The following is a 24,022-nucleotide window of genomic DNA, read 5'->3' on the forward strand; positions in this document are numbered from 1 at the left end:
AACGATGGGATCGAGGTCATCGCCAAGTCGACCGACCGTCAGCCCATAACCGCTGCCGCCTGACCGGCACCGCCGTCACCAAAATTTGGCGATAGCTCGCACCGAATCTGGGGTCGATGCTTGGCGCATTGGCTGCCGGGACGGCAGCGAATATTCGATAACAATTAATCCGGACGCGCATGGCTCTGAGGCGGAGTTTCCGGTTTCGGTTTGCAGTGGAATCGCTTTCGCCCGAGGTGCTGAATAGCCCCGTCATTGAGCGTTCAGCACCCGCGAGATCGCCTCTTTATGCCAGCTGTTATCCGCTGTCCCGGCGCGTCCTCGCCAACATGCGAGGATGATCATGACGATTACCCGATCACGACGTGAAACGGTGGAGTTCGAGCACCCATTTCGGATCACAAGCTTCGAGCGGATACTACCGGCTGGCTCCTATGAAGTGATTACCGACGAAGAATTAATGGAAGGAATGGAAGGATTATCATTTCCGTCCTTTCGGTCCGTCGCCACCATGATGATGGTGCCTGCGCCGCCGCCGCGCAGCTCTTTCGTCGAGATGGTGGCGATCAGTTCGATCGATCTGTCCGATGCGCGGGAGCCGATGCGATCGTATCCCGTTAGTGACGCGCCGGCCCACCTCGACAAGCATCGGACTGCGCTGAACATTGACAGTCGCCGGATGCTGGCGGAGATCGAGCGAAACGCGTTGCGCGGACTGCATCCGCAGCCCGAACCCGAGTTGCTCGCGGCGCCTGCGATGCCATTGGCGGGCCCGCGGCCGGAGCCGAAAGGGCTAGGCCGCGACCTACGCATCGATGCTTGCCGCGGCCTCGCGCTCTGGTGCATCTTTTTGAATCATTTCCCCAACAACATCGGAAGCTGGCTGACGCTGCGGAACTACGGCTTCAGTGATAGCGCGGAAGTATTCATGTTCGTCTCGGGTGTGACCTGCGCACTGGCTTACGGCAGCGCACATTCGCGCGATGGCTGGCCCGGCGTCATCGCCCGAACGCTGTGGCGAAGCTGGGACATTTATGCTGCATTTCTATTGCTCACTATAGCTTGCGCCATCATGGTCTACCTAACCGGCGGTGGCCGGATCGCCGACGAGAGCAACACGCGCCTTTTGCTGGAACATCCGGGTGCGGCGCTCGCGCATGCGGCGATCCTGCAATACCGTCCGGTCAATACCGACGTCTTGCCGATTTTCGTGGTTTATCATCTTTTGTTTGCACCACTATTGTGGTTGCTGTTGCGAGTGCCGAACGTGACACTCGGCGCGTCGCTCTTGCTTTATGCGCTGGTACACGTCTTCGGCTGGACCGTCCCGGCCTGGCCCAACAACGTGTGGTTCTTCAACCCGCTGGCTTGGCAGCTGCTGGTTGTGCTCGGCGCCTGGTGTGTCATTGCGGGCAAGGGAGTCTGGCCCTGGATGACCTGTCGCATCGCGCTTGTACTTGCAGTTCTCTATCTGACTTTTAGCCTGATCGTCGGATTGAGTTGGTGGCTCACGACCCTGGAAGATCTGGTCCCACAAGCGCTCGCCAATGTGGTTTACCAAGTCGACAAATCGGATCTCGCTCCCTTGCGGTTGCTGCATTTTTTAGCGCTTGCGATTTTGGCGGTATGGCTCGTACCCCGCGATTGGCAAGGACTGCCGATGCCGCTGATGCGCGCAGCGATCCGCTGTGGGGAGAATTCGCTGGCAATCTATTGTCTCGGTGTTCTGCTGGCGCTCGCCAGCCAAATAGCGCTGGCCGACATCTCGAATGGTCTTGCGATGCAGATCGCGCTCAGCCTCGCCGGCATCCTGCTGATGATCGCCGCCGCAACGCTGCTGAACTCAATCAGGATCAAACCCAGGCAGCCACGATTGATTTGAAGACTTGAGGAAACTTGTTGGCCAGAGAGGCGAGCAGGCAAAATTCGGAGAAGGCTGCCAACGGCCAGCCTCCACGTCTTCTCTTCCGGGAGGCGATCAAGCTGCGAACTTCACGCGGTGACACGATTTGCAGCGTGATGCGAACGTTGAGATGCTTCCTCCCAAAATCGCAACATGACCGCTTCGGGTCAAAACGCGAAGAACTGAACGTGAGTTGATCTGGTCTGCCATCCCTCAATCAGCGGACCTTGTGGAGGGGCTCGACTTTGTCGCCCAAAACGGCCGCCCGATCGCCTCTCAGCGCACGCGAGGAATTATGTCGACACATGAGCTTAAGGATGCTCAGAGTCGGCAGCACATCATTGGTGGTCAAGCCGCACCACGTCATTCGCCAATTTCGGCGAGCTGCGGCGCAGGAGGAAGCACACCCCGCAAAGTGTCTCCTTCCTCCACATGAGGCGGCAGGTGAAGGTTTCGGAATGTTCGTCGAACGATAACGCAAATTCGCTGGCGAATATGTAGTACGGCGTGGAGATGCAGGTTCCCAGGGCGCTGATGTCGCGCACCACGCACGGATGGGTCCCACTCATCCACCAAACGACAGCCGCGCCGCCCGGTTGATCGGTATCCGCTCCATTGCTCGACGTTCGACCATGGCGAGATTCTCCAATGAAGAGGTAACTTCCAATCGAGCCATCGCAGCGATCGCGATTGCACCTCTACAGAGTCAGTTTTCCGATCCCGCGCCGAGCCCGGAAAACGGCAATATCTGCACGTTGATCTGCACCGCCTAGGCTAACAAGCAGTGTTTTGTCTCATTAAAATTAAACCGGATCGCGTGGTTCATCCGCCGACGTTGGTACCCACCTCACAAGCAAATGAAACCGCTCAGGACACGTCTTTTCCACGATAATGAGGTATTTCACAGCACTTTCAGCGAACCTGAGCTACTATTAATTGAACTGAGTGATTTTACGTCCTCCGGCCTGACAATGGCGGTTTTTAAATAGTCATAGTAAGGCGCGCTGATGAGTAGGCCTGGTCAGGGGCACAACCGCATGACAGTTCTGCACGAACGCGTTTGGTTTCTAAGATCTCAACTGACAGAGCTTCAGAACCCTCGCAGCCGGGTTGAGCAAGCCGAGGAACGAAGTCGGCAAACGTTCAAAAGTCACAGGTGTCTCGGCGATGCGTCGCCGATTGCGGCGACAGCGGCGTTTTGTTTTCTAGCCACACACCGTGGCGACGAAAGTGCCCTAGGCTCGCAGCCACGAAGCATCAGAGATCTCTGGCCGAAAAAAGCGCCCGCGTTGACTTGTTCGGCTTTGGGTCAAAGGCAGCCCTCGGCAGCTTGCATGATCGGGTCGGCTCATCTCCCGGAAGCGGCCCTCGCAGCGCTCTAACTGAGGTCGGTGACGGGCCATGTGTGGAAGTCGTTCGTACACTGGCTACTCGCAAGCCGAGCGAGACGGATCGCTCGGCTACAATTTAGTTATGGCAGCCCAGCAACGAGGCAAATGTCTATGAGGTCTTCCCATTCGACGAGATTTGCGATGTCCGTGATGTGCGTGTCGAGATTTATGTCTCTGCTGAGGAGATGCGAGCGTTCTGCCAATCCCGTAAGCGTAAGCGCATAGACTTTGTGGCCCTGCTTTTCGAGCCTCTCGGTGACGCCAACACCAAGCTTGGTAAAAGGCTCCGCCAATAAGAACAAACGTCTTTTGCGCGGATTGAGCACGTGCGCTGCTGATGCTTGATGAAGTTACCGAGACCGCGCTTACTCCGGCCGCGAGACTGCCGATCAATCTGCGGCGGGTGACGTCTGACAAGGTCCTGAAATCAAAACAATTGGGTACCATACGAATGCAACAGTGTAATCGCCAAAACCGAACAAATGGAAGATGACTTCAGCGGCCTTCGAAGGAATATTTTTTTACCGGTCACTGACTTCCGCCATGGGTCACAAGCGGCGGTCGGCGACAGCTCCAGCCGTGTCCGGTCCACCTCAAACGGCCGACCTTGCGCCGCCTCGGGTGTAGTCTTCAGCTCCGGGCCGACGTTGTAGGCAATCAGGTTGAGGAGGAAGTCGGGGGTGACGCGAGTTGGGCCTCGATGTTGGGTCTTTGCTCGCCTCGTGTTAGACATCGCCTGACCGACCAGGGAGAACAGCCATGACCGCCGAGTTCGATGAAGACCGCTTCAATATGGCTATCCGTAAATTTCTGAAGCATGTTGGAGTTACATCGCAGCGCGAAATCGAAAACCTAGTGCGCAGCGGGGCGGTGAAAGGTGGCCAGCTCAAACTGCGAATGACCCTGTCGGCTGAGGGAACGGCGCTGAAACATGTAGTCGAGGAAACAATCGCACTCTGACGATGTCCCGGCTGCCCCGGCATTGCCGCCAGTTGGTGGAGCATTCAATCCTGTTGATTTCCAGCAACGGCTGCTTTGGGTCATTTTCGACAGTTTTGGCACAGAGTGCGGTATGGTTGATGCCCGTTCCTGTCCAAAAGCGCCGTACCAGTGTCTGCCCATGAGCGTTGCGTTTGGCCGGATGGCCGTGATTCAAACTCCCGAACTGGAGCTCGAATTATGCGCTACGAACTCGCTGACTATGAATGGACCGCCATCAAGCCGATGCTGCCGAACAAGTCGCGTGGCGTCCCTCGGGTGAACGACAGACGGGTCCTGTATGGCATCTTCTGGCTCCTTCGATCAGGAGCACCCTGGCGTGATCTGCCGGCGGCGTTTGGGCCATACACCACTTGCTACAACCGCTTCGTCAGGTGGCGGCGGGCTGGCGTCTGGGGCCGCATCGTAGAAGCGCTTGCCGCTGCCCATGATGCCGCTACCCAGATGATCGACACCTCCATGTCTGCGTACATCAGCATGGAGCCTGCATTGCAAGGAACCAGCGCCAATCGATGGGAAGGTCCCGGGGCGGTTTGACGAGCAAAATCCATGCGGTGGTCGACAGCAATGGTCTGCCGGTACGGTTGGCGCTGAGCCCCGGTGAGGCCAATCCGTTCGACTTGCCGGAAAACTGCTGTCTCGTCTGAAATCCGGGTCAATGTTGCTTGCGGACCGTGGCTATGACGCGGACTGGATCAGGGAGCTTGCCATGAAGAAGGGCGCGTGGGCCAACATCCCGCCGAAGAGCAATCGCAGCGATCCGATCTGCTTCAGCCCATATCTCTACCGCGCCCGCAACCGGGTTGAGCGGTTCTTCAACCGGATCAAACAATGTCGTCGGGTGGCGACGCGGTACGACAGGCTGGCCGCCAACTACCTTGCCTTCGTTCAGCTCGCGTCAATCAGGCTATGGCTGCGTCTTTATGAGTCCGCGTCTTAGTTCTTGCCAAGGCGGTCCGATGCAACATCGCGATGTGCGGTTTCGTTCTTCCCCTTGTCGTCGATGCCGCGCGAAGGGTTGGTGTCCGGCTGGGCGCTGGTACCTTGCCGAGACCGAGCTGCTGGGCGGCTGCGATGCCGATCGTCACCTTGCACGATCTGAGCGAGGTGCCAGCTCCGGATACTGCGACTTGCGCTCAAATGCTTGAGCAAGGACGCCGCCTGGGACGTGGCCGGCCCCGCGGGTCGAGCTGATCGAGCTGATGAACCGCGCGACGTCTGGATCCATGCGCAATGGGATGAGGCGAAGGTGCCTTAGCGGCCGTTGGTGGAAGCTATGCTTAAAATCGTTCAGGGCGCGGGACGGATAAGACAAGCCGACCGCCCAGCCTCTTTCCGCATCAGCCGCGCTTCTTGTGAGCGGATGGCTTAAATTCCACGACCTCGTGCTGCTCGCTGGAATCCGAGTGCCCTTGTTGTTTTACGATGATCTCAAGCTCAAGAGCTTCGAAGGCGAGTTCATCCGCCAAGCGTTGAAAGAGCGCGCGCTTTTCGGCATCGGTCGCCGACTGACTCATAAGAGCAAAGTCTCTGGCGTCCGCGCGGAGCCTCTCCAATCGTCGCCTGAGGTCCTTCATCGTCTTGGCTCAGGTTCTAAACTCATCCTCGACGCAAACAGTAACCTTGCTTTCCGGGATGACGGATGATTCAACCACGGAAACAATATATTGGTTCTCCTAACTGTTAGTTAGCGGCGTATTCACCGTGCGGTGCATAGCCACGGTCGCCCATGGGACCAACTTTGGATGGACGGGCTGGTGGTCGCGGCGCGAGGCCTCGTCTCCGACCTTGCCGCAGGTCCACCCAGGGTGCCATCAAAGGTACATCAAGGTCTGAAACCGCACAGACCCGAGTTTTGCACGCATCAGGTCTACGGCACCAAGCTGCTGTGCGTCGAACATTGGCCGGGCGCGCGCCGCGGCAGGACCGGTTCAAGGCTTGAGTTAAATGGCGCGATATTAAATGATTCAATCATCCGGCTTCTGGCAGGCGAGTTGCGGCGCCAGCCATCGGGACCGGCCCTGCGAAGCCCACCGGATCTCGGTCGCAAGTCTGCTCGCCGCTTCGCTCGCAGCTACAAACCCCGCTTTGTGATGCCGGGAACGCGTTTGGGCGAAACGGTTGTTCGTCGCTCGACCTGCGCTTTGGCGTCCAGCACTTTATCGCCAGCTCGCGCGGCGCGCGGCCGGCTCACCTGGTCCGAAAGACTGGGGCCCTTTCCAAACGTTCCGACCGGGGGACCATTTGTCGCGTGACCACCACTGATGTTTCCTTTGGCCTGTGCTGCCGGGGCTGATGCGTTTCGGGAGGGTAATGAGCCGATGATGATCTGGTCCTCGTTGCTTGTACCCGTCCCAATGGCCCCGATCGGCAGGCCATTTTGCGCGTGACCAACCCCGACATTTCTTGCGGCCTGTGCGGCCGTCCGCGACTTTGCCGGCGTGGCGGGTTCAACGTTCGGATTGTTCGATTGATTGTTGGTGCTCGGATTTGCGCCGGTGGCGGTGTCTTTCGTCCCCATTCCGGCAGGCGCTGAGGGACCAGCGCCGGCGCTACCCGCATTCGTCCCCATTCCGGCAGGCGCCGACGGACCAGCGCTGGCGCTGCTCGCGCTTGTCCCCGTGCCCGCACCCGCCGACCCAGCATTTGCGGCGCCTCCTGGCGCGAGGACCAGCAGAGCTGAGCTGGCGACGATGGCGGCGAGCACCAAAGGGGTGGCATGGGGCATTGGACGATCTCCTTGCCAGACCGTTAACCATGATCCCCCGGCGCGGTTCCTCTGCGCCATGGCGGGTTCTGCCGCATAGTGCTGGACCGCACGCGCGCCTCGATTGGTCGCACGCAAAGCGCAAAACCGCGCGAGCTACTATTGCCGATTCAAGGTGCCATTGCAGATTAGTCAGCAGCTCTGACGGAGGTGGCCGCTTTAATGTAACACTCGGGTTGCTTCTGCTAGCCGGACCTTCTCTCTCAGCTCCTCAAGATCCTCGAGCGCGTCGAGTAGTTGCATCAGATTGCGGGTAACATGTGCCAGATTGGGCTTTGGGCGTTTGAAGATTCGAATTTTTGGTCCCATTGCTAGACGTCTCCTCGCAACGAAAATCACTGGTCCGACTGATTGGCAAGGAGCGTGCCATCTGAGCGTCCGCGGAGAGCTCCGGTGATGGGAACGCCAGTCGCGCTCCCGCCCCAATCTAACAGGGAAGGAGAGCGCCAAAGGCTTCACCATCCCCCACATTGGGACGATTATCTCCCTCCCGGTTGCGAGTGAACTATGGGCTGCAAGCCGCGCGATGGCGGCAGCTGCGGAGCAAGCAACAGCCCTCGGCGCTCCGCACCGAGGTCTCGCAGCGATCGGACGCGTTGAAAACAGCTAATCCCTAGTCCTGCACGGCCTGGTCGGCCTGCAGCGGCGCGTGTGGCCGCCCCCTGTCTTGCGGCCGCGGAACGGTTGGCACAGGTTTGCGGATCGTGGCGGCAATTGGCCTGGGCAACGGCACTGGCGTCTTGGGGCGTAGGATCTGCTCGGAAGCGTTGGTGGTGATGCCGGCCAATTGTTCTTGGACCATCCTAAGCTGCTCGGCGGCATCCGCTCTGTCTCGCACCATTTGTGCCTGGACCGCCGTAAGCCGGTCGGAGAGCTGGCCAAGGTCGCGAACGATTTGATCTTGGCTGGCCTTGAGCTGCTCGATCGCTTGCGGCGGGTTCGTAAGGTCGCCCGCCAATCCCTGGAGCGCCAGCTCCGGCGAACTGGGGCCGGCTGCCTGGATCGCATCGTGCGGTGTAGTCAGCGGCCCCGGTTGCTGAAGTGCCACATAGGTTGCACTCGTCTGAGTGGTAGGCAGAGCCGAGGAGATCTCGGCTCTTTCTTGCGGCAACGAAGGTGAAACGGCACGCGCGGACCACCGATACATCATTGCTCTGACCGCATCGCCGTCGGATGACTGCGCTGCAAGAGCAGCTAAACAGATGCCGCTTGCCAACAGCAGACCGATCAGGCCGCGCAGTGCCGGCGTTCCGCGCAATGAGCTCGCCCCGCGGTCGGGTGGTCTAAACCATTTCGCGGAATTCTTCGGCTGAGAAGGGTGGCGCGTGCCATCCTGATCTAACTTGGAAAGCTGTTCGTTGACACGCGCCAGCTGTTCATCTGCACGTGCGATCTGATCATAGGCGTGGACGAGCCGTTCATCCGCGCGCGCAACAAGCTCGACGTCTTCTGGTGAGAGCGCGGGACCATGAATTTGTGAGCCGGGATATATCGGTTTAATCGGCGAATGCATCGGCGTTCCCCATCGCACCCAATGTCACCCGGACCGAGGCCGAGCATTAAATCGGGCAGGTCCACACTCCCCAACGCCGGTTTGACCAAAGCAAGGCCACAAGATGAAAACCGGAGGGCGGATTTTCGGCGACAGCGCACAGGGCTCTAATCCGTCGAGGGTCTTCGGGATCGACGGACGGCGGCGCATCGCCCGGCAACCCGACGGAGCTGGCCCTCGCGGTTCGCGGGCCCATTCAAAGCGGTCGTAGTGCCAGCGACTGCACGCTTCTCCCCCAAGCCCGCCACCAGGGCATCTCGACCACTCTCGAAGACCTGACTTTGGTGGTTACAACCCTGGCGCTGCACGCCATGAACTCCGCCGCGCGCATCGAGCAGATGCCTGCCAGCGGATGCATCTTCGTTGCGGCGAATTCGTTTCCTTGTCGCGATCGTAAACCGTTTTGACGCCGCGGCCTCGGCCTTTCTGACCCGCTTTCGTAGCTCGATGAGCTGACGGTACTCGGCTTCCAGCGGGTCGCGATAGGAGAACTGCGCGGCTGGTGCACGATAGTTCGAATTTCCATACGACGAATATCGAATCATGGAAATCGAACCCGTTTTCAGGCAACCCCCGCTAACTGGTGGTTCGGAAAAAAAGCCGATCGACGCGATCGATATTCCGTCTGGGCAAGTTGGCAACGAATGTCACTCGTTAGGCTTGATGCTACCGAGGAGGCTGGATTGCGCTCGCGCTCGTGAACCGCCTACACGGAAGCTGTGCGATCGAGATGATCCTGATGCGGTGGAGCATCAGTAGCTTGACTTCGATGCACCGACCGCAGATCAACTCGCCGTCCCCGGCCGGTGGCGCAAGAACTATCAGCTCTTCTGGCGCGAACTCTTCTTCGCAGTGATCGCAGCGGGGGATTTCGAGCATCCGCGCATTTGCTCACGCAGTTGTGGCGGATTCGATAGCCTCTTTACCCGACCGCTCGCAAGAGCTTGATCAATACCCACGGCCGAGCTGCACCAAGTTCGTTCCCAATCGGGAACGTTGTTGAAGAAATCCCGGACGTTGCAGATTTACAACCCGCGCAGCCATTCGCGATACTAAGCTCGTCCATGGAGACGACCAGACATGCTTACTTCAACATGATCGCGGGGGGCGAAATGTATGATGTCTATCGCAATGACAGGCGCTTCTTGCTCGTTCTAAGTTCAGGCTCTCCCGTGCCCGTGCTTTACTCTGCACATAAGTGGCGGAAGAGCAGGAAACGAGTTCTCAAGGTCAGCGACGAAATCAAGTCAGCCGTTCAGGCACAAGGCTATTACGTCCGCAGCCTGCGGATCACCAAGGAGCGAATGATCGACGTCGAGTAGGTGGCGAGCGGGTGTTCTCGTTGGCGCGTTTGATCACCAGCAACCAAGCCGCCATAAGCGCGCTGTTCCGCGTCGTCAACCGCCATGTCGGCAACTTCGCACCGATGCCGGGGTGTTTCCGAACCATTCGGATCGGGGCTTTTCGGAGGGTGCAGAGTGCGAGATCCTCACGATTGCGGGTGGGCATGCCGCCTAGCACGGGCGGGCCGCCCTTACGTCTCAAACGGAACTCCATGAGCAGGCCGAGATTTTGGCTTTTTCCATTGAACCTTTAATCGAACTGTCGGACGAACCTTCAATCGGAAACCGGAGGTTTCCCATGAAGCGTCTGATCTCATCTGCAATCGCCGCCGTTGCCTTCCTCATTGTTGCAACCACTATGCTGTGGTCTTACACACCTTCGGCTGAGCGCCATGTCACCCGTACAGCCATAGGTCATTGCAAGAATTTCCACAGCCTGGCCGGGACAAAAGCGTCCGAACTATTGCCTTACTAAGCGCCAATAAAATGCGTCGAGACGATGTGACCTGTAGCAGGTGGCTGGATGCCACGCCGACATGAGAGTAGGCGAAGGCGCTGCAATGGCCCGTTGCCGGATGATGTGCTCAAGATCATTATGCGCGGGACCGAGAAAGAAGCTAATCGGGCGGCTTGAACCGCGAACTGCTTTGGCAGCTTAGCTCGCCGCCGCGCCATCCAACCGCGCCAGCCCAGCCTCGATCACGGCGATATCCTCCTCGATCTGCTGGACGGTCGTCCCGAAATCAAAACCTGTACGTGCCTTTAGGTCCACGGCCAGTTTCCGACGCTGCATGCGGAGATCATCCAGAGCCCTTCGATTGTTCAAGCGAACGTAACCGTCCACAATCAGCTCGATTGCGTTTGGCATCCCACCCCCTGTCGTGATCGACCGGCGCCGAACCGCTTACACACTTCAAAACGGCATCTCTTCGCAAATTGTGTGCAGCAGCCCAAGCCGACCTGACGCCAGGAGAGCAAGGGGCTGCACAGTTTAATGGAAAGACCGGCTCCCAATGTCGCGATTGCGCGTTGTTCATCCCTTTCGAGATCGCCCCATGAGATGCCGTCCATGACGGGTCTCCGTCGCAAAAGAACTATTTAAAATCCAAACGCGCGACCGATCTGCCGCAGCATAGCCATGGCCGCGTCGGTGTACCGACCGTGGGTCAGGTATTGATCCACTTGCGCTGTACTGATCAGCGCAACAACGAAGACCGTGAAGCCCTTAAGCATTGGGGCGTCTCCTGAAAGAGACCGCCAACCGGGCGTGTCGAATAGACTGTTCTCAGAATGCGCTGCCGCATAATGCGACTGTATGTAAATGGTGACAGTGACCGGTAACCAATCCCTTAACCGGCGTTAGGTGCGCGCGCCAAGGGCCGAGGCGAAGGCGCTGCAAGAGCCGTTGCTCATGTGCTCTAGGTCTTGATGCGAGAGTTAGGAAAGGAAGATTAGCCGCTGCACAGAGGCGCGCGGTTCCTCGATAGCGCAAACAAGAAGCGGCGAGTGTTAGTCCCCACAAAATGGAAGTCACTTCTTCATGGCGTCTGCTGCATCGGGGGACCACGAACGGATTTCCGGTCTATTGTTTGACATCGCCCATCCATGCCAGCAAAAGAACCGCGAGTTCCATTGTAGGGCAGAGCTAACTGACTCTTCTCCGCCTAAAGATCCTCGAACGAGACCCCGATAAGATTTCCACTCAACCAGACTAGGCGGCAACTTCGGATGATGCGATCTTTCTCGAGCATTAGTTTGAATGTGGAGGCCACGTGCCGCTTCGACGGAAGCTCAACTGCTGCCCCTTCTTCCGACATGTTGACCACGCGGCAGCGTAAGCTGGCGCCGTCGCCTGAAATGTAGGCGACCTCGTCCACATCGATGCGCTCCAGCTTTCGACGTTCTATCATTTCATTATAGCCGCAACGTGATCATCTTCGCCCGATGTGCACCTTGTCTCTAGCAGCTTAAATTGTCGCGCGATCTGTGTTGCTAGGTCTGATCGTTCCTTAGCAAGAGCTTTTCTTTGCTCAAGCATGTCGTGTCCGTCACGCTCGAGCACCTGGATCAAGGTGGTTTGACTTTCGATATAAAGCTGCTTGGTTGCGATTGCTCGAGCGATAGCCGCTAGTTCATCATCGCAATCCGAAGTCATTAGCAATCTCATGGCTGGCCTGTCGGCGAGTAAAGCTACATCCTACCTGGCCTTACCTGCGAAAACGTTACACTTGTCCCAGCAGCCCGGCGCCTTCTTTTCCAACGGATTAGTCTGAAGGCGCACACGCGACACATTCTCCCGTTTGTGCGGTGTCCGTACTCTTACGGACGTTGCGCATCCGCAAGCTTTGACGTCTACTTCTGATTGTTTTTATGACGATCTTTGTTTCCCGACGAGAGGGCCCATGAGCGTTAAAGCCATGATGGCGATGATCCTCCAGAACCAACTGGCCTTGCGAGGCGTGCATTCGCTGAAGGCGTCTGACTACGACCAGATCGTAGAACTTCTGATTGAGCAGCTCAGAGAGCTGGAGCTGAGCTTGGCTGTGCGAGAGATTACCGACAAGCCCCGGGAATAGCAGCAGCACCCGATTTTTTAAGGGAGGACGAAGACGAATGCGGAGATTATTGTTCAGCACCAGTGCCCAAAGCCGACAACCGCTACTGGCTGATCCGATAGAACAGTGGCGGATACCCGGCCAATCGGGTCCAGAGCCACGCGTTGGTGCGGCCTTCAGTCAGATTTCGTCCGTGCAGCAATCTCTTTGACCTTTATCAACGTTCGTTCGAATTCTGATTTGAGATATTGCTCGTGCGCCCGGTCCGTTGGCTTCAGGAGAAATGCGACTTTCACGAAAAAGCGGTTCAACAGCGAAGTAATTAAAAGATTGTCCGAGTGTTTCGACCGGAGCGCCGTAAGTCGGCGACGCATCTCGATGAGATCAAGCGTTTCGTGGTCCGGCTGCTCTCTCAAGTGAAGCTCGCGCGACTGTCCAGCGTCGAAGTCGCTGCACCGAATATAATGGTGCGGCGACTTCGCTGGGGTGGAGCGGACAAGGACAATGTCCGTGTGCGCAAACTAGTCCTCTAGCGCGCGGCCGCAATCGCGGTCTGGAATTAAGCTTGATGTTCGTGTTGCAAGTTAATTCTGGAACTGAGCAGGGCGAACGATAGGAGGTGTTGAATTTCGGATGCACTGCCCGGGCTGTTCAATGTTGAGCGCAACGTGGACACTCCCCATCTGCTGCTTTGCCGAGCCATCATGCGAATTCTTGTCTGAGGTCTTGCGTCTCCCAACGTGCACCATCGCTCCTGACGATCTTCTTGGCGCGCTCGAAGGCGTGGCTTTCGGCTGCATCGTCGCCGACGCGGACATCCTAAAGACGTTGGCCGTCTTCCGGCTCGGCCCCAGGGCGATCATCGGCGGCTCGTGCGTGACGCCCTTCGTCTCTCGTCAGAGAGGCAAGTCGGTCCAATTGATTAGCTAATCCGGTGAGTGTCCTTGCGACGCTCTTCAACAAAATTGCTCGTTCGGTGGAAATTGCGGATGATTTAGCAACGGCCTTGTATTCAATCGCGAGTTCTTGACGTCGGGCGGCAACATACAACCAACGGCCGGTCTGTCCGGTAGCGGACACACCCACCTGACCTGAGGCCGGCTCGCGGCCTTTAAATAATAAAAGGAACTTAATTTATTTAATTGCTTTAAATTTCGTGCGGCTTAATATCCGCACGCCACCGACCGGAGCTCAAGCATGCCAAGCCCCACAGAAGACGAGGACCGCCGCGAGTTCTTAAAGACCTGCGGTAGGTTTGCCGTCGTGACGCCTCCAGCGATGACGCTCCTGCTATCAACATCGCTGACGTCTAACGCCATTGCGCGGTCTGGCGGGGGCAGCTCGCATGAGCATCACCACCACCACCATCATGACGATTAAGGCAGTGGCATTTCGATAGGCGTTGCCTTGGGCAACGCCGTAGGCGATCATGCCGGCCTTACGCCGTCGCCGGCATGGAGTGGGCGGCCCTGGGGCGCTCCTGAAGCCCCCCTGCGCTCCAGGGCGCTTTCCACAGGCGCACGACCCCGATCCGGGCGAACATCACCGGCGCGCCTCGCTCCGCGACCAGTAGCAGCACTTTCATTCTGGCCGATCGCCGACCGGCAGCCCACCTCGCTTGTTGGGCGCGAATCGGCGAACTGTATAGGCAGGCGTAGGCGTGCAACAGGCTGGGGGGCCGCTGGTGAGAAGGTGGACGCCGGAAGATCATCAGCGGCTGATCGCTATGGCCGCCGCAGGAAATCGACCCGACGACATTGCTCGCGCGCTGGGGCATGGACAGAACCGGCTGTGCGAGGTCGCGCGCATCTCCACAACATCCCCTTGCGATTGGTGACGCAAAAGCGGAAGTGAACCGGAGTTGAGGCGGCCTCATTCGCGCGTAGGGGGACCTGATTGAGGAGCTGCGAGATCGCCGTGACAAGTTGGGCCGGCGCAAACGGCTTCTGCAACAGGATGCTGTTCGGGACGCTCTGGGACGCCCAATGGTCGGCCGCAGCGCCGGTCATGTAGATCACGGGAAACGTCGGCTCTTGTTCTCGAACCTGTCTGGCCAAGTCCCAGCCGCTGAGCGAGCCCATAACGTTCACGTCCACAACAAGCGCCCGATACTCTTTCATTCCGCTCTTAAAGAGAGTCAGAGCTATCGGTTTAATCGGCGAATGCATCGGCCCATCGCACCCGATGTCACCCGGGCCGAGGCCGAGCATTAAATCGGGCAAGTCCACACTCCCCAACGCCGGTTTGACCAAAGCAAGGCCACACGATGAAAACCGGAGGGCGGACTTTCGGCGACAGCGCACAGGGCTCCAATCCGTCGAGGCTCTTCGGGAAAGACGGACGGCGGCGCATCGCCCGGAAATCCGACGGAGCTGGCCCTCGCGGTTCGCGGGCCCATTCAAAGCGGTCGTAGTCCCACCGACTGCACGCTTCTCCCCCAAGCCCGCCACCAAGGCATCTCGACCCCTCTCGACGACCTGACTTTGGTGGTTACAACCCTGGCGCTGCACGCCACGAACTCCGTCGCGCGCATCGAGCAGATGCCTGCCAGCGGATGCATCTTCGTTGCGGCGAATTCCCTTCCTTGTCGCGATCGTAAACCGCTTTGAGGCCGCGGCTTCGGCCTGTCTGACCCGCTCTCGTCCCTCGATGAGCTGACGGTACTCGGCTTCCAGCGGGTCGCGATAGGAGAACTGCGCGGCTGGTGCACGATAGTTCGAATTTCCATACGACGAATATCGAATCCTGGAAATCGAACCCGTTTTCAGGCAACCCCGCTAACTGGTGGTTCGGAAAGAAAATGCCAGATCGACGCGACGATATTCCGTCCCGGCAAGTTGGCAACGAATGTCACTCGTTAAGCTTGATGCTACCGAGATACGTTAAACCTGGAACTGCTACCAGAAATGGATCTGCACGTGAGCCGGCTAGCTATACGAACACGCGAGACCGAACCGCTCCGAATACTGACGACGCCAAACCACGAACATAATACCGCAAATATTCGTTGCGAGTTGCGGCCACTTCTGTTTAAGCTGTGGAGAATAGTGAAAACCAGAAGAAATAAGAGCGCAGCTCGCATTTAATCCGACGCAGTGAGTCGGAGTGCCTGAAGTGCCGGACATTTGGTTTCCACTTCTCGCGACCGCCATCGTCGGCACACTCCTTTTCTTGGCGTTCCGACGATAGCGCGCCGTGTGGCAATAAATCCTCAGCGGCCGCTGAAATCGCGGTTCCCTACGTGATGCCTTTGACTGTGCATAAACAGGAAGGTTCACTTCCAAGACAGGAGGTGGACGTGAGTACCTGGTTGCTCATTTTTCTAGTTATTTTGAGCGTGGGCATTTTAATCGCACACGCTATCGACGCGATGCGCTCCTGAATCGCCGGACGTCACGTGCCATTTAATTGGATTTTCCTGAAGAAGACCAAAATCGCGCACTTGTCTAATCGTAAGCGCTGCTCCGGCTCGAAATAGAGCGGCTGAGGGCTGAGTCTTCCCGCATCGCTCGTCAAGGCGAGGCAGACTGGTGAGTCGGGAAGCAAGACAAAGGAATGCATGTTGGTTTTGGCACTAACAAGGCGAAGGCTGTCTTCGCGCAGCTATGCAAGTCGCAAAGCGTTCATTGTTCAGACGCCTAGCGGCTAAGTTTGCTCTCTCAAGAGAGAAGAAGCCCCGCGGATCACCACCCGGAGAGCGAGACCGACATCGGCTCGCGCCTTACGCAATCGAAGTAATGCTAGCAGAAGGAGGGAGAACCACCGCATGAAAGCCGCGCAAATCGGGCGTTATTCGCAATGCTCAGCAGACGCCCTGAAACTAACCTCCTGCGAAACGATCCACCGCCCGATGGCAAAGAGCCGCGCGAGCCGATATTCGGCCCGAGACAGCCCCGTGTTGAGATCCACGCTCCTGCGCTTACCGGCGCCAGCGTTTCGCGGCGCTCGCTTGCAGCTGTCGAACTGCGGGACCTTTCGAGATTAGGTCGCCAAGGCCAAGCAGAGATCTCGTCGTCATCGGCCGAAACGCGCGATCGCGAGATCCAAGGCCCGGCCTTGCGAATTCGAAAACCGTGAGGCCCGAGCGGCAGGCCAGCAGCAATATCTTGCTTGCCGCTCGCAGCAATCGATGCGCGGCGATTCCCGGAGGGAAAGCATACAGCGAATGTGCGAAAGCGAACAGACCTGATGGGTCAATTTGACTAGTCTCGCGGTGGTCCCAATTGCGGACCACGTCTTCTGGGGCAGTACCATAGAGGGGCGTGCAATGGACGCTCGTGCGCGACTGGATGGTTGTCATTTCGCTCTGCACCAACATTGTGAGGCACTCGCGTCTCAAGTATCCGAACTTGAGACCCTTCGAGACCGAGTAGCCAAGGCCGAGCGCAGAATCGTCGGTGCGGCACGCGAAACTGGAGCTGGGAAGGCGGTTTATGAGGGCAGCGCGGTCGGCCCGGCCAGCAGCGCGATCATCTGATCAGCGTAAGGGTCCGGGCTTTCAAGACTGACTTCGCTGCTACCCGCCCCAGCCGGGGGGCCGGACTGTGGACATTCGTGATTACGAACCGCAATTTGAGCAGATGTCCCTCGATGAGTTGTGGGCTCTCTACACGGACGTCGACCAGATTCTCGCCGCGAGGATCGTTGCCAAAAAACAAGAACTCGACAGGCGACTCCAACAACTCCACCAAACGAATGGACCGGGCGGTTCATCAGAGCTCAATGTCCGCGCATCATCGCCGGGTCGCGACCGCCTCTGACAAGGGCGCCGCGCTTGCCGCAAACCCTGCGCGCGAGCGAGGCTCCCCACCTAAGGTGATCGGGCCATCGATCAATGTCTGCCGGCGGTTGCTTCAGCTTGTGGCTGCATCTGTCGTCCTGGCAACAGACCAAGAGACCGCGGCCGCCGAACCAGCTGATGTCCATAACCGGGAGCAATGAAAATGCAACACCACAGCATCGCCGACGTCAGCTGCGTCATTCTTCAATGCCTGGATGCATATCAAGCCGCTGACATTGAACCACTCGTGTTGAAGTGTTTCCCGGATCTCGACCGGCATACGCTTTGGCAGGCGTACAACTTAGCCTTGGTGGCATACACGTCAGGCACAGGCCTTCACCACCAACAAAAGGAAGCAGCAGCCGCTGCGATAGTGAATTTGGAAAATGCACGGGTTGATCGATCGCCTTAATAAATTCCGTTCGGAGACCAAGCTCGACACGTCGATCGACGCTAACACCGGCGCGATTGTTGGCACACCCGAGGCGACCGGCGGCCGCTCAAAGCGTTGGGGTCTGAGCGCGTCAACTTGCGGAGCTAAGTTGAATCGCTTCAACAAAATTGGGTTCGTTCTGCACATTCCGAGTCTCCCTTCATCTCGCGGGCGGAGCCGCGCGCGAACATTCCAGTCCCAGTGCGCCATCTCCGCTCGGGCTCGCCTTGGGCTCAAAGCGGTGCTTGAGCAGCTGACGGGTGTGGTCGGCTGCTTGTGCAAGCCGGCTATCCCCACAGCTTTCCGCCTTGGCGCGCCGCAGCAGCCTTGAACCGACCGCGGCTATGTGCCTGCGCCAGAGAGGCAAAGTCGGACCAACTTATCCCGCCTTGCCTGCGAGCGACGAAGATACCGCTCGACCATCTTGAGGTCGTGGAACGTATGGAGGCCCGCGCCCGGTCGCAATGGTCGCCACGGCACTAGGGCCAGATCGCAGTCAGGCACAGTTCCGTACAATTCCGTCAGAAGCGCGCCAGCCACCGCGCGCGCCGCGGTGACATCGAGTTCGGCCTGCGCGATCGATCGCGCTTGCATCAGGTCGATCTGGCCGGGCATTGAGGCGATGATCGCGCGGGCGAGTTGATCGACGCGCTCGAGCCGATCAGAGCCGAACTGCGCTTGCGCGGCCAAACCATGGCGACGGGCATTTCGGCTCGCCCGCGACTTTCCAGCCGCGGATGTTGGGCCGGTGCTTCGTTTCGCGTTGGCGCGATTGGCGGCGCGTTGCCGGTCAGTGGTCATTGCTGGGCGGCTCCCGCAAACGCAACACGTCGGATGCAACAGCGTCCCGGTCCGGCTGCGCCGGCCGTTGCCCTTGCGTCTGCATGCGGCGGTAGAACGCAAGCCCCGCGAGTGCCCTGTCGCGCCGCGCGACCTTTGACGATTGTAACTGCTCGAGCACGAGCAATGTCGACAATGAATCGAGTACCGCCTCTGCCTCCAGGCAGAATTCGTTTAAGCCGGCCTCCTTGAGGACGGCTGCCACTTCGGCCCTTGCTTTCAGATCGCCACGTGACCAGCGCTCCACCAGAGCCACACGGTCGGCGTCGTTCGCAGGGTGATGTTCTGCAAGGAAATTGTAGAGTGCCTGACCCTGGCGCGCCGCGATGACGTGAGAGGTGGCGCGCCGGAAGATTGTAGTCTGCCGATCGCTGTGCGCCAAATCCTCGGCGTACATTTCCTCGATCCGGTCGCGCGGCTTGAGGGCGGCCTTGACCTGACGATCATTCCCCTCGGCTTCATCGCCCCAGGCGCCCGGAAGCGCTCCTCCGTTGATCGAATCTGCACCGCGCGCGGGTCTAGACATCTTTGACCTCCAACAGGGCAGCCCACAATTGATTGCATAGTCGCGAAGGCTCCTTTTCATGGAAGCTCTTGCGCTCCTGCAAGGAGAGGCCCCGCTTGGCGGCCTTCAGTCGTGTCAATCGATCAAGCGCCCGATCGAGTATCGCATCGCATTCGCGTTCGTATTCCAGCTCGCGCGCCAGCACGTCCTCGGTGAGAAACTCAGCGGCCATCATCATCCGGACCTCCTCGCAAGGTGGCGCCAGTGCCGGCAGAAACTTCTTCTCGACTTCCCGGCGTAGAGCCTTGATCCATGCTTTGGTCGTCCTGAACTTATATCTCGGGCAATGTTCGCTGAGGTGACCCGTCACATGGCTGCGCAGGGACGCGAGCGCTATCTCCACCTCATGCGCTTCATGCGCGCGGTTCAGCATCTCCAGGAATACCTGCAGCCCCTGAGATTCGTCATACGCCGCATGCCTGGGGTCGAGCCGCGCGGAGTTCATGCGGGTTTTGAGCAGTCGCTGGTAGCTGTGCTTGCGCCAGACCCACTTGGTCATCGTTAGCACGCAGTCTTCTTCGTCCGCCCCGCAGGGCATGTGCTCGTTGGTCAACCGCATCAGCAGAAGCGCAAACTCAAGCGGATCTTCGCCGTCCAGAAACAAGAAATCCATTTACCTTTCTCCCCACTGATCAACATCGCTGAACTGACACAACTGGCGTCTCACCAGGCGCGGAGACGGGCTGCGACAGATGCGCAACGCCGCGCCGGTCCACGGCTGGATCAAACAGTTCGCCAACGCTGGCCGCGAATGATGTCCGACGACGGTTCGATCAACGTCGTCGACCCACCTCGCCTGGATTCCATCATCGGTGTAAGGGTGCACAATCACGGCCGCCGCGCGGCGGCCGTCGAAGGGCCGTTGCGAAACCCGCCGTGCGCGGCCGTGCCGAACAATATGGGAGCAATTGAGCTTTGATCGCGCGGTCATTTCCTTGCCTCTCGTAGAGAGAGAACTCGTCCGACCGAACGTCGGACGAGTTGTTTCCCGGAAACTCCCGTGGGAAAAATGAGCCAACCCAAATCAAGCGGTCTTGGCTTCACCGAAAAGGTGACACGCCAGAAGTTAAAGCAGACCTAACGAGCGCCGACAGGGTCCGCGGCTGCGCTCTACTTTTCAACACCTATATGCGGCAGGGAGCATCCACACGGCAGCCCCTGCAAGTCCGAGACGGCGCCAACGCAAAGTTTGAACGGCGATACGATTGAAATGCTTGATTTCGCGCACCAAAATTGGGTTCGTTTTCGCATTTGAATTCCGGATGCGATTTCTGATGCTCCGAGCCTGCCGCTGCTCAAGCTGCGAGCTTCATGCGCGAACTACGACACCATGACGCTTCGCCTCGATCCTTAGTTTTCGACTTCGCTGATTTCGTAGCCGCACGCCCGGTCCGCCGCCGTTTTCGTTAGTGAACTCGACCCGGGCGAACTTGAGCGCTTGCCGAACCGGCTGCTCGTTCACTGGAGTGACGCCCCCATCAATTGGCTATACTTCCGGATGGTCTTGCGGCGGCCCTCAGATTGAGGGCCGCGGCAATATCTGTATGGATGAAGTCATCGCTCTTGAAGAGCAGAGGCTCACCGGTGGTCTTGCCAACGCGTAGCAAAGCAGTCGAAGAGATTCGGCTTGGCCGGGATATCCGCTGCGCTTGCCAAAATCACGGTAGGCCTCGCGTACAACCCGCGCCCGCGCTTCGGTGACGGGCTTGATGAGAATTTGTGCTTGATCAGATCACCGAAGCGCCGGCTGGCGATGCGGCTTCTGTCGATCACGAGCGCGGCTTCCAAGTGACTGGCGGCCGAGAGGCGGCGCGGCGACTGGCTCGCGTTCGCGAGTGCGCAGGCCTCCGCTTTCCGATTCGTCACCCAGGATGGCGACCAGCGAGGAGGTATTGATGATCATCGGGGCAGTCCACGATTTCGTAGATGAGTTCGCCGTGTCGGCCGATCGATAAGGTTCTTTCAAGCGCTTGGCGCAGTCCTGACTAATCTGCGGAATTCGGTTCGATAGCGCGGCGCCGTGTTCACGGCATCCGTTCAAGGCGATCGCGAACGGCGGTCGTAACCGCCGCGGCCAAGGATTCACCGGCGCGCTGCGCGCCAGTTCTGCGGCCAACCGATGTGTCTGGGGGACTTTGTGTTCAGCCTTCTACCCTGAACATCTTATCGGAGACCGCAAAACCAAACCCAAGCGCCATCTGGACCACTAGCGGCTCGGCTTTTCTCTGACCGTTTTCCGGAGACGGACGCCAGGACCTCCACCATTCTCGTCGATGAACTCGATGCCAGCGACTCCTAGCGTTCGTTGGATAACCTCCAGAGTCTTTGGGTCGCCGGCATAACGGCCTACCTCAATATTGTTGATCGTATTCCGGTGCAGACCGGTTGCCTCCGCGAGATCTCGAACGGTCCAATTTAAGGCTGCACGGGCCATTCGAACTTGTGCACTTGTCACAGGCATAGTATTGTGCTTTTGTCACATGTGTCAGAATCACAAGGAAGGCTACCACAACCATTAGGATGGCATTCATGCACCCCATAATCAGTTCACAGGGAAAGCTCGCACGATTTGACCGCCGCGCCTTCATCGGCGGCTCCGATGCCCGCCTCATCATGGGCAGCGACGCTGGGGCGCTACTCCGGCGCTCTGGCAGGAAAAGCGCGGCGAGGTCGAGCCCATCGATCTGTCGGACGATCTCATCGTCCAGCTCGGTACCGCGACCGAGCATCTCAACCGCGCCTGGTACGAGCGGCAAACCGGTCACGCGATCGAGCACGTTCAGCGACGGGTTTTCCACCCGGTCCACCGCTGGATGGGAGCGACCCTAGATGGACGGGTGCAGCAAACCGGTGATGTCTTCGAAAGCAAATTCGCGCTGCCCTGGAATTTCTCGGAGGAAGCGGCAGCGGACAAGCACATGACGCAGCTGCAGCACAACATGTGGGTGGTCGCCGCCCGCGCCGCGGTGTTGTCGATCATCACCGGTGGTGGCAAATGGGTCGAGATCAAGGTCCATGCCGACCCGCTGTACCAGCATCTGCTGCTGACCGCGGAAAAGAAGTTTTGGCGCTGCGTGCAGACCGGCGAGGCGCCGCAGCTATTTGGCATCGAGCCGCCGCGGCCGCGGCTGGCGGCAGTGCGAGTGGTCGACATGGCCAGCTCAAACGCCTGGGCGGAACTGGCCGCGCTCTATCGCCAAACCCGCGCCGCTGCGCTGGACCACGAACGGGCGAAAACCGAGCTCAAGGCACTGGTGCCGGAAGACGCCAAGGAGGCGAGCGGCCATGGCTTGCGGGCCAAGCGCTCCAAGTCCGGCGCGATCAGCTTCGAAGCGGTCGACCTCACATAATGCAGCCTGCCGAGATCAGCCGCGGGTCGCAACCTGGCCCGTCCGCCAGCTCCCACGGTTTACGAGGGTCAGTTGATGCAGCCGCCCTTTGATTTCGTCCATCTCGACCCCTCCTCGGATCCTCCAGAGCCGTATCAGGAGGCGTTCGAGCTGTTCGGCGAGCTCTGGGCCAAATTGCACGGCTTTAAAGCGCGCTGCGGGCATGACCACCTTCTTCTCAGCCTAATCCATCATCTGGAGCACCAGTTCGTTGTCACCGGACTCGTGTTGGCGATCCAGCTCGACCTTCTGAACGACCGATAATTTCCAGCAGCCGAGATGGCGATGCAGCGCTCGAGCGAGACCATTAGCCAGATTGCCGGTGCGCTGGCCAAGGCGCAGGCCGAGCTGGAAAACCCGGAGAAGCTCATGACGGCGACGATCACATCGCCGTTCCCACGCGAGGAGAGCCGCACCTTCCGCTATGCCTCGCTCGCCAGCGGCCTTGAGATCGTGCGTAAATGCCTCACCAGATACGAGATTGCCACCGTGCAGGCCACGGCCATCGATGCCGATACCGGAATGATCAGGCTCACAACCACCCTGCTCCACAGCTCGGGCGAATGGATTGCCTCCGACTGGCCGGTGTGTCTGGTCACCGATACCGCCGCCCCACACCGGATGGGCGCCGCCCTGACCTATGCCCGACGCTACGCGCTATTCACCCTGGTCGGCATTGCCGGCGAGGACGATCTGGATGCGCCGGACCTGATGGCTGGCCCATCGCTCACGTCGCAGACCGCACCAGTGGCAAAGGCGAAGCCGGTCAAGGGCGTTGTGAACCAGCCGCTGCGCGATGCGCAAGCATCGGCCAAGCTCCGGGAACGATTGCTTGGCGAGCTGGGGGCACTGCCGAGCGGGGATGACCTCCTGAACTGGGCCAAGACCAGCCTGCCGCTCAAGAACACCCTCTTGGAGCGAGACGCTCGCGCAATTGAAGCCGCCTATCAGACGCGGCTCGAGGCGGCCGTCCCTTACGAGATCAGCATCGCGCCGGACGAGCTTGCGCTCGGAGACCCGGTGCGGGCGGAACGATCTGTTGAGGTTGGCGCCGAGCGAGTTGGCGCGGCCGACGGCCAATCCAACCCCGAGCCAAGCATCGGGCTGGCCTTCCCCAAGGAAGCCTCTCGCAAGCGCAACAAGGCGCACCTCGCATTCGTGCGCGACCAGCCCTGTCTCATCTGCAAGCAGACGCCCTGCGATGCCCACCATCTCAAGTTCGCGCAACCACGAGCGCTCGGCCGCAAGGTCAGCGACGAGTTCACGGTGCCCTTGTGCCGCGCGCATCATCAACAGCTGCACCGCCATGGAAACGAAAGGGCATGGTGGTCGGAGGTACAGATCTCACCGCTGCCCCTTGCAAAGGAGCTTTGGGCAGCGAGCCCAGTCCATGAGCGTGCGACAGCGTCCGCCATACCACCTCCGCCGGCCTCAGGTCCGGGGACCACTGCACGATGACTCGGCCGCAATGTGGGGTCAGCGAAGCGAATGGCGCGAAGGATGGG

At 59.1% G+C, this 24,022-nt stretch carries 23 protein-coding genes and 2 pseudogenes; 11 read left to right on the forward strand and 14 right to left on the reverse strand.

Annotation, left to right across the window (positions count from 1 at the left end):
- Positions 1-343 precede the first annotated feature (343 nt).
- Positions 344-1,882: an OpgC domain-containing protein gene (locus tag IVB50_RS08905; protein ID WP_245329350.1), complete on the forward strand. Its 1,539-nt coding sequence runs from the start codon at positions 344-346 to the stop codon at positions 1,880-1,882.
- A 359-nt stretch (positions 1,883-2,241) separates the two neighbouring features.
- Here the strand turns inward: IVB50_RS08905 and IVB50_RS08910 are convergent, their stop codons facing one another.
- Positions 2,242-2,451 carry a hypothetical protein gene (locus IVB50_RS08910; RefSeq protein WP_245288561.1) on the reverse strand — a complete coding sequence of 70 codons (210 nt, stop codon included), beginning with the start codon at positions 2,449-2,451 and terminating at the stop codon, positions 2,242-2,244.
- 1,602 nt (positions 2,452-4,053) lie between these two features.
- Between IVB50_RS08910 and IVB50_RS08915 the strand changes: the two genes are divergently transcribed.
- Positions 4,054-4,254: a DUF6494 family protein gene (locus IVB50_RS08915; protein WP_085349977.1), complete on the forward strand. Its 201-nt coding sequence runs from the start codon at positions 4,054-4,056 to the stop codon at positions 4,252-4,254.
- A 219-nt stretch (positions 4,255-4,473) separates the two neighbouring features.
- A pseudogene (locus IVB50_RS08920) lies at positions 4,474-5,233 on the forward strand (IS5 family transposase).
- A 400-nt stretch (positions 5,234-5,633) separates the two neighbouring features.
- Here IVB50_RS08920 and IVB50_RS08925 read toward each other — a convergent pair.
- From IVB50_RS08925 to IVB50_RS08935, 3 genes are all read right to left on the reverse strand, one after another.
- Entirely contained in the window at positions 5,634-5,870 is a 237-nt protein-coding gene (locus tag IVB50_RS08925) for a hypothetical protein (protein ID WP_085349978.1), read from the reverse strand.
- Between the two features lie 497 nt (positions 5,871-6,367).
- Complete coding sequence (locus IVB50_RS08930; protein ID WP_240543971.1) at positions 6,368-6,814, reverse strand: hypothetical protein; 447 nt, start codon at positions 6,812-6,814, stop codon at positions 6,368-6,370.
- An 859-nt stretch (positions 6,815-7,673) separates the two neighbouring features.
- Complete coding sequence (locus tag IVB50_RS08935) at positions 7,674-8,573, reverse strand: hypothetical protein (RefSeq protein ID WP_247295599.1); 900 nt, start codon at positions 8,571-8,573, stop codon at positions 7,674-7,676.
- A gap of 1,151 nt (positions 8,574-9,724) precedes the next feature.
- On the opposite strand from IVB50_RS08935, the gene IVB50_RS08940 reads away from it, so the two are divergent.
- Positions 9,725-9,934: a hypothetical protein gene (locus IVB50_RS08940; RefSeq protein WP_007595423.1), complete on the forward strand. Its 210-nt coding sequence runs from the start codon at positions 9,725-9,727 to the stop codon at positions 9,932-9,934.
- Positions 9,935-10,253: 319 nt separating this feature from the next.
- Positions 10,254-10,430, forward strand: coding sequence for a hypothetical protein (locus tag IVB50_RS08945; RefSeq protein ID WP_157643135.1), 177 nt, complete (start codon positions 10,254-10,256; stop codon positions 10,428-10,430).
- Positions 10,431-10,610: 180 nt separating this feature from the next.
- Here IVB50_RS08945 and IVB50_RS08950 read toward each other — a convergent pair whose 3' ends face one another.
- The 3 genes from IVB50_RS08950 to IVB50_RS08955 all read right to left on the reverse strand — a co-directional run bounded on the left by IVB50_RS08950 (position 10,611) and on the right by IVB50_RS08955 (position 11,865).
- Entirely contained in the window at positions 10,611-10,823 is a 213-nt protein-coding gene (locus IVB50_RS08950) for a hypothetical protein (RefSeq protein ID WP_018459962.1), read from the reverse strand.
- 230 nt (positions 10,824-11,053) lie between these two features.
- Complete coding sequence (locus IVB50_RS42405; RefSeq protein ID WP_007595432.1) at positions 11,054-11,188, reverse strand: hypothetical protein; 135 nt, start codon at positions 11,186-11,188, stop codon at positions 11,054-11,056.
- A gap of 431 nt (positions 11,189-11,619) precedes the next feature.
- Complete coding sequence (locus IVB50_RS08955; protein ID WP_018459961.1) at positions 11,620-11,865, reverse strand: PilZ domain-containing protein; 246 nt, start codon at positions 11,863-11,865, stop codon at positions 11,620-11,622.
- 492 nt (positions 11,866-12,357) lie between these two features.
- Here IVB50_RS08955 and IVB50_RS08960 point away from each other — a divergent pair, with 492 nt between their 5' ends.
- Positions 12,358-12,531, forward strand: coding sequence for a hypothetical protein (locus IVB50_RS08960; RefSeq protein ID WP_162847251.1), 174 nt, complete (start codon positions 12,358-12,360; stop codon positions 12,529-12,531).
- A gap of 1,176 nt (positions 12,532-13,707) precedes the next feature.
- Positions 13,708-13,890, forward strand: a complete 183-nt coding sequence (locus tag IVB50_RS42665) for a hypothetical protein (protein WP_345946354.1) — start codon at positions 13,708-13,710, stop codon at positions 13,888-13,890.
- Between the two features lie 58 nt (positions 13,891-13,948).
- Here the strand turns inward: IVB50_RS42665 and IVB50_RS08965 are convergent, their stop codons facing one another.
- Both IVB50_RS08965 and IVB50_RS42670 read right to left on the reverse strand, forming a co-directional pair.
- Positions 13,949-14,095: a hypothetical protein gene (locus tag IVB50_RS08965; protein WP_204513776.1), complete on the reverse strand. Its 147-nt coding sequence runs from the start codon at positions 14,093-14,095 to the stop codon at positions 13,949-13,951.
- A 139-nt stretch (positions 14,096-14,234) separates the two neighbouring features.
- Positions 14,235-14,732 carry a hypothetical protein gene (locus tag IVB50_RS42670; protein ID WP_345946562.1) on the reverse strand — a complete coding sequence of 166 codons (498 nt, stop codon included), beginning with the start codon at positions 14,730-14,732 and terminating at the stop codon, positions 14,235-14,237.
- A 2,322-nt stretch (positions 14,733-17,054) separates the two neighbouring features.
- On the opposite strand from IVB50_RS42670, the gene IVB50_RS08975 reads away from it, so the two are divergent.
- Positions 17,055-17,270, forward strand: a complete 216-nt coding sequence (locus IVB50_RS08975) for a hypothetical protein (protein ID WP_247295602.1) — start codon at positions 17,055-17,057, stop codon at positions 17,268-17,270.
- Positions 17,271-18,065: 795 nt separating this feature from the next.
- On the opposite strand, the gene IVB50_RS08980 is transcribed toward IVB50_RS08975, so the two are convergent.
- From IVB50_RS08980 to IVB50_RS09000, 5 genes are all read right to left on the reverse strand, one after another.
- Entirely contained in the window at positions 18,066-18,524 is a 459-nt protein-coding gene (locus IVB50_RS08980; RefSeq protein ID WP_247295604.1) for a hypothetical protein, read from the reverse strand.
- Complete coding sequence (locus IVB50_RS08985) at positions 18,514-19,089, reverse strand: hypothetical protein (RefSeq protein WP_247295607.1); 576 nt, start codon at positions 19,087-19,089, stop codon at positions 18,514-18,516. Before IVB50_RS08985 ends, IVB50_RS08980 begins: the two co-directional genes overlap by 11 nt.
- Positions 19,082-19,741, reverse strand: a complete 660-nt coding sequence (locus IVB50_RS08990) for a hypothetical protein (RefSeq protein WP_247295609.1) — start codon at positions 19,739-19,741, stop codon at positions 19,082-19,084. The genes IVB50_RS08985 and IVB50_RS08990 overlap by 8 nt, the downstream gene beginning before the upstream one ends.
- A 1,119-nt stretch (positions 19,742-20,860) precedes the next feature.
- Positions 20,861-21,244 (reverse strand): hypothetical protein, encoded by a 384-nt coding sequence (locus IVB50_RS08995; protein WP_247295611.1) that lies wholly within the window; start codon positions 21,242-21,244, stop codon positions 20,861-20,863.
- Between the two features lie 90 nt (positions 21,245-21,334).
- A complete protein-coding gene (locus IVB50_RS09000; RefSeq protein ID WP_346283349.1) occupies positions 21,335-21,589 on the reverse strand; it encodes a helix-turn-helix transcriptional regulator in 255 nt (84 codons plus the stop codon).
- Between the two features lie 68 nt (positions 21,590-21,657).
- Between IVB50_RS09000 and IVB50_RS09005 the strand changes: the two are divergent.
- The 3 genes and pseudogenes from IVB50_RS09005 (at position 21,658) to IVB50_RS09015 (ending at position 23,975) form a co-directional block, all read left to right on the forward strand.
- Positions 21,658-22,478 (forward strand): annotated as a pseudogene (locus IVB50_RS09005) (YqaJ viral recombinase family protein).
- A 75-nt stretch (positions 22,479-22,553) separates the two neighbouring features.
- Entirely contained in the window at positions 22,554-22,781 is a 228-nt protein-coding gene (locus tag IVB50_RS09010; protein ID WP_247295632.1) for a hypothetical protein, read from the forward strand.
- A 21-nt stretch (positions 22,782-22,802) separates the two neighbouring features.
- Positions 22,803-23,975: an ERF family protein gene (locus tag IVB50_RS09015; protein WP_247295634.1), complete on the forward strand. Its 1,173-nt coding sequence runs from the start codon at positions 22,803-22,805 to the stop codon at positions 23,973-23,975.
- Positions 23,976-24,022 lie beyond the last annotated feature (47 nt).

This window comes from Bradyrhizobium sp. 87 (genome assembly GCF_023073015.1).
Classification (GTDB): domain Bacteria; phylum Pseudomonadota; class Alphaproteobacteria; order Rhizobiales; family Xanthobacteraceae; genus Bradyrhizobium; species Bradyrhizobium canariense_D.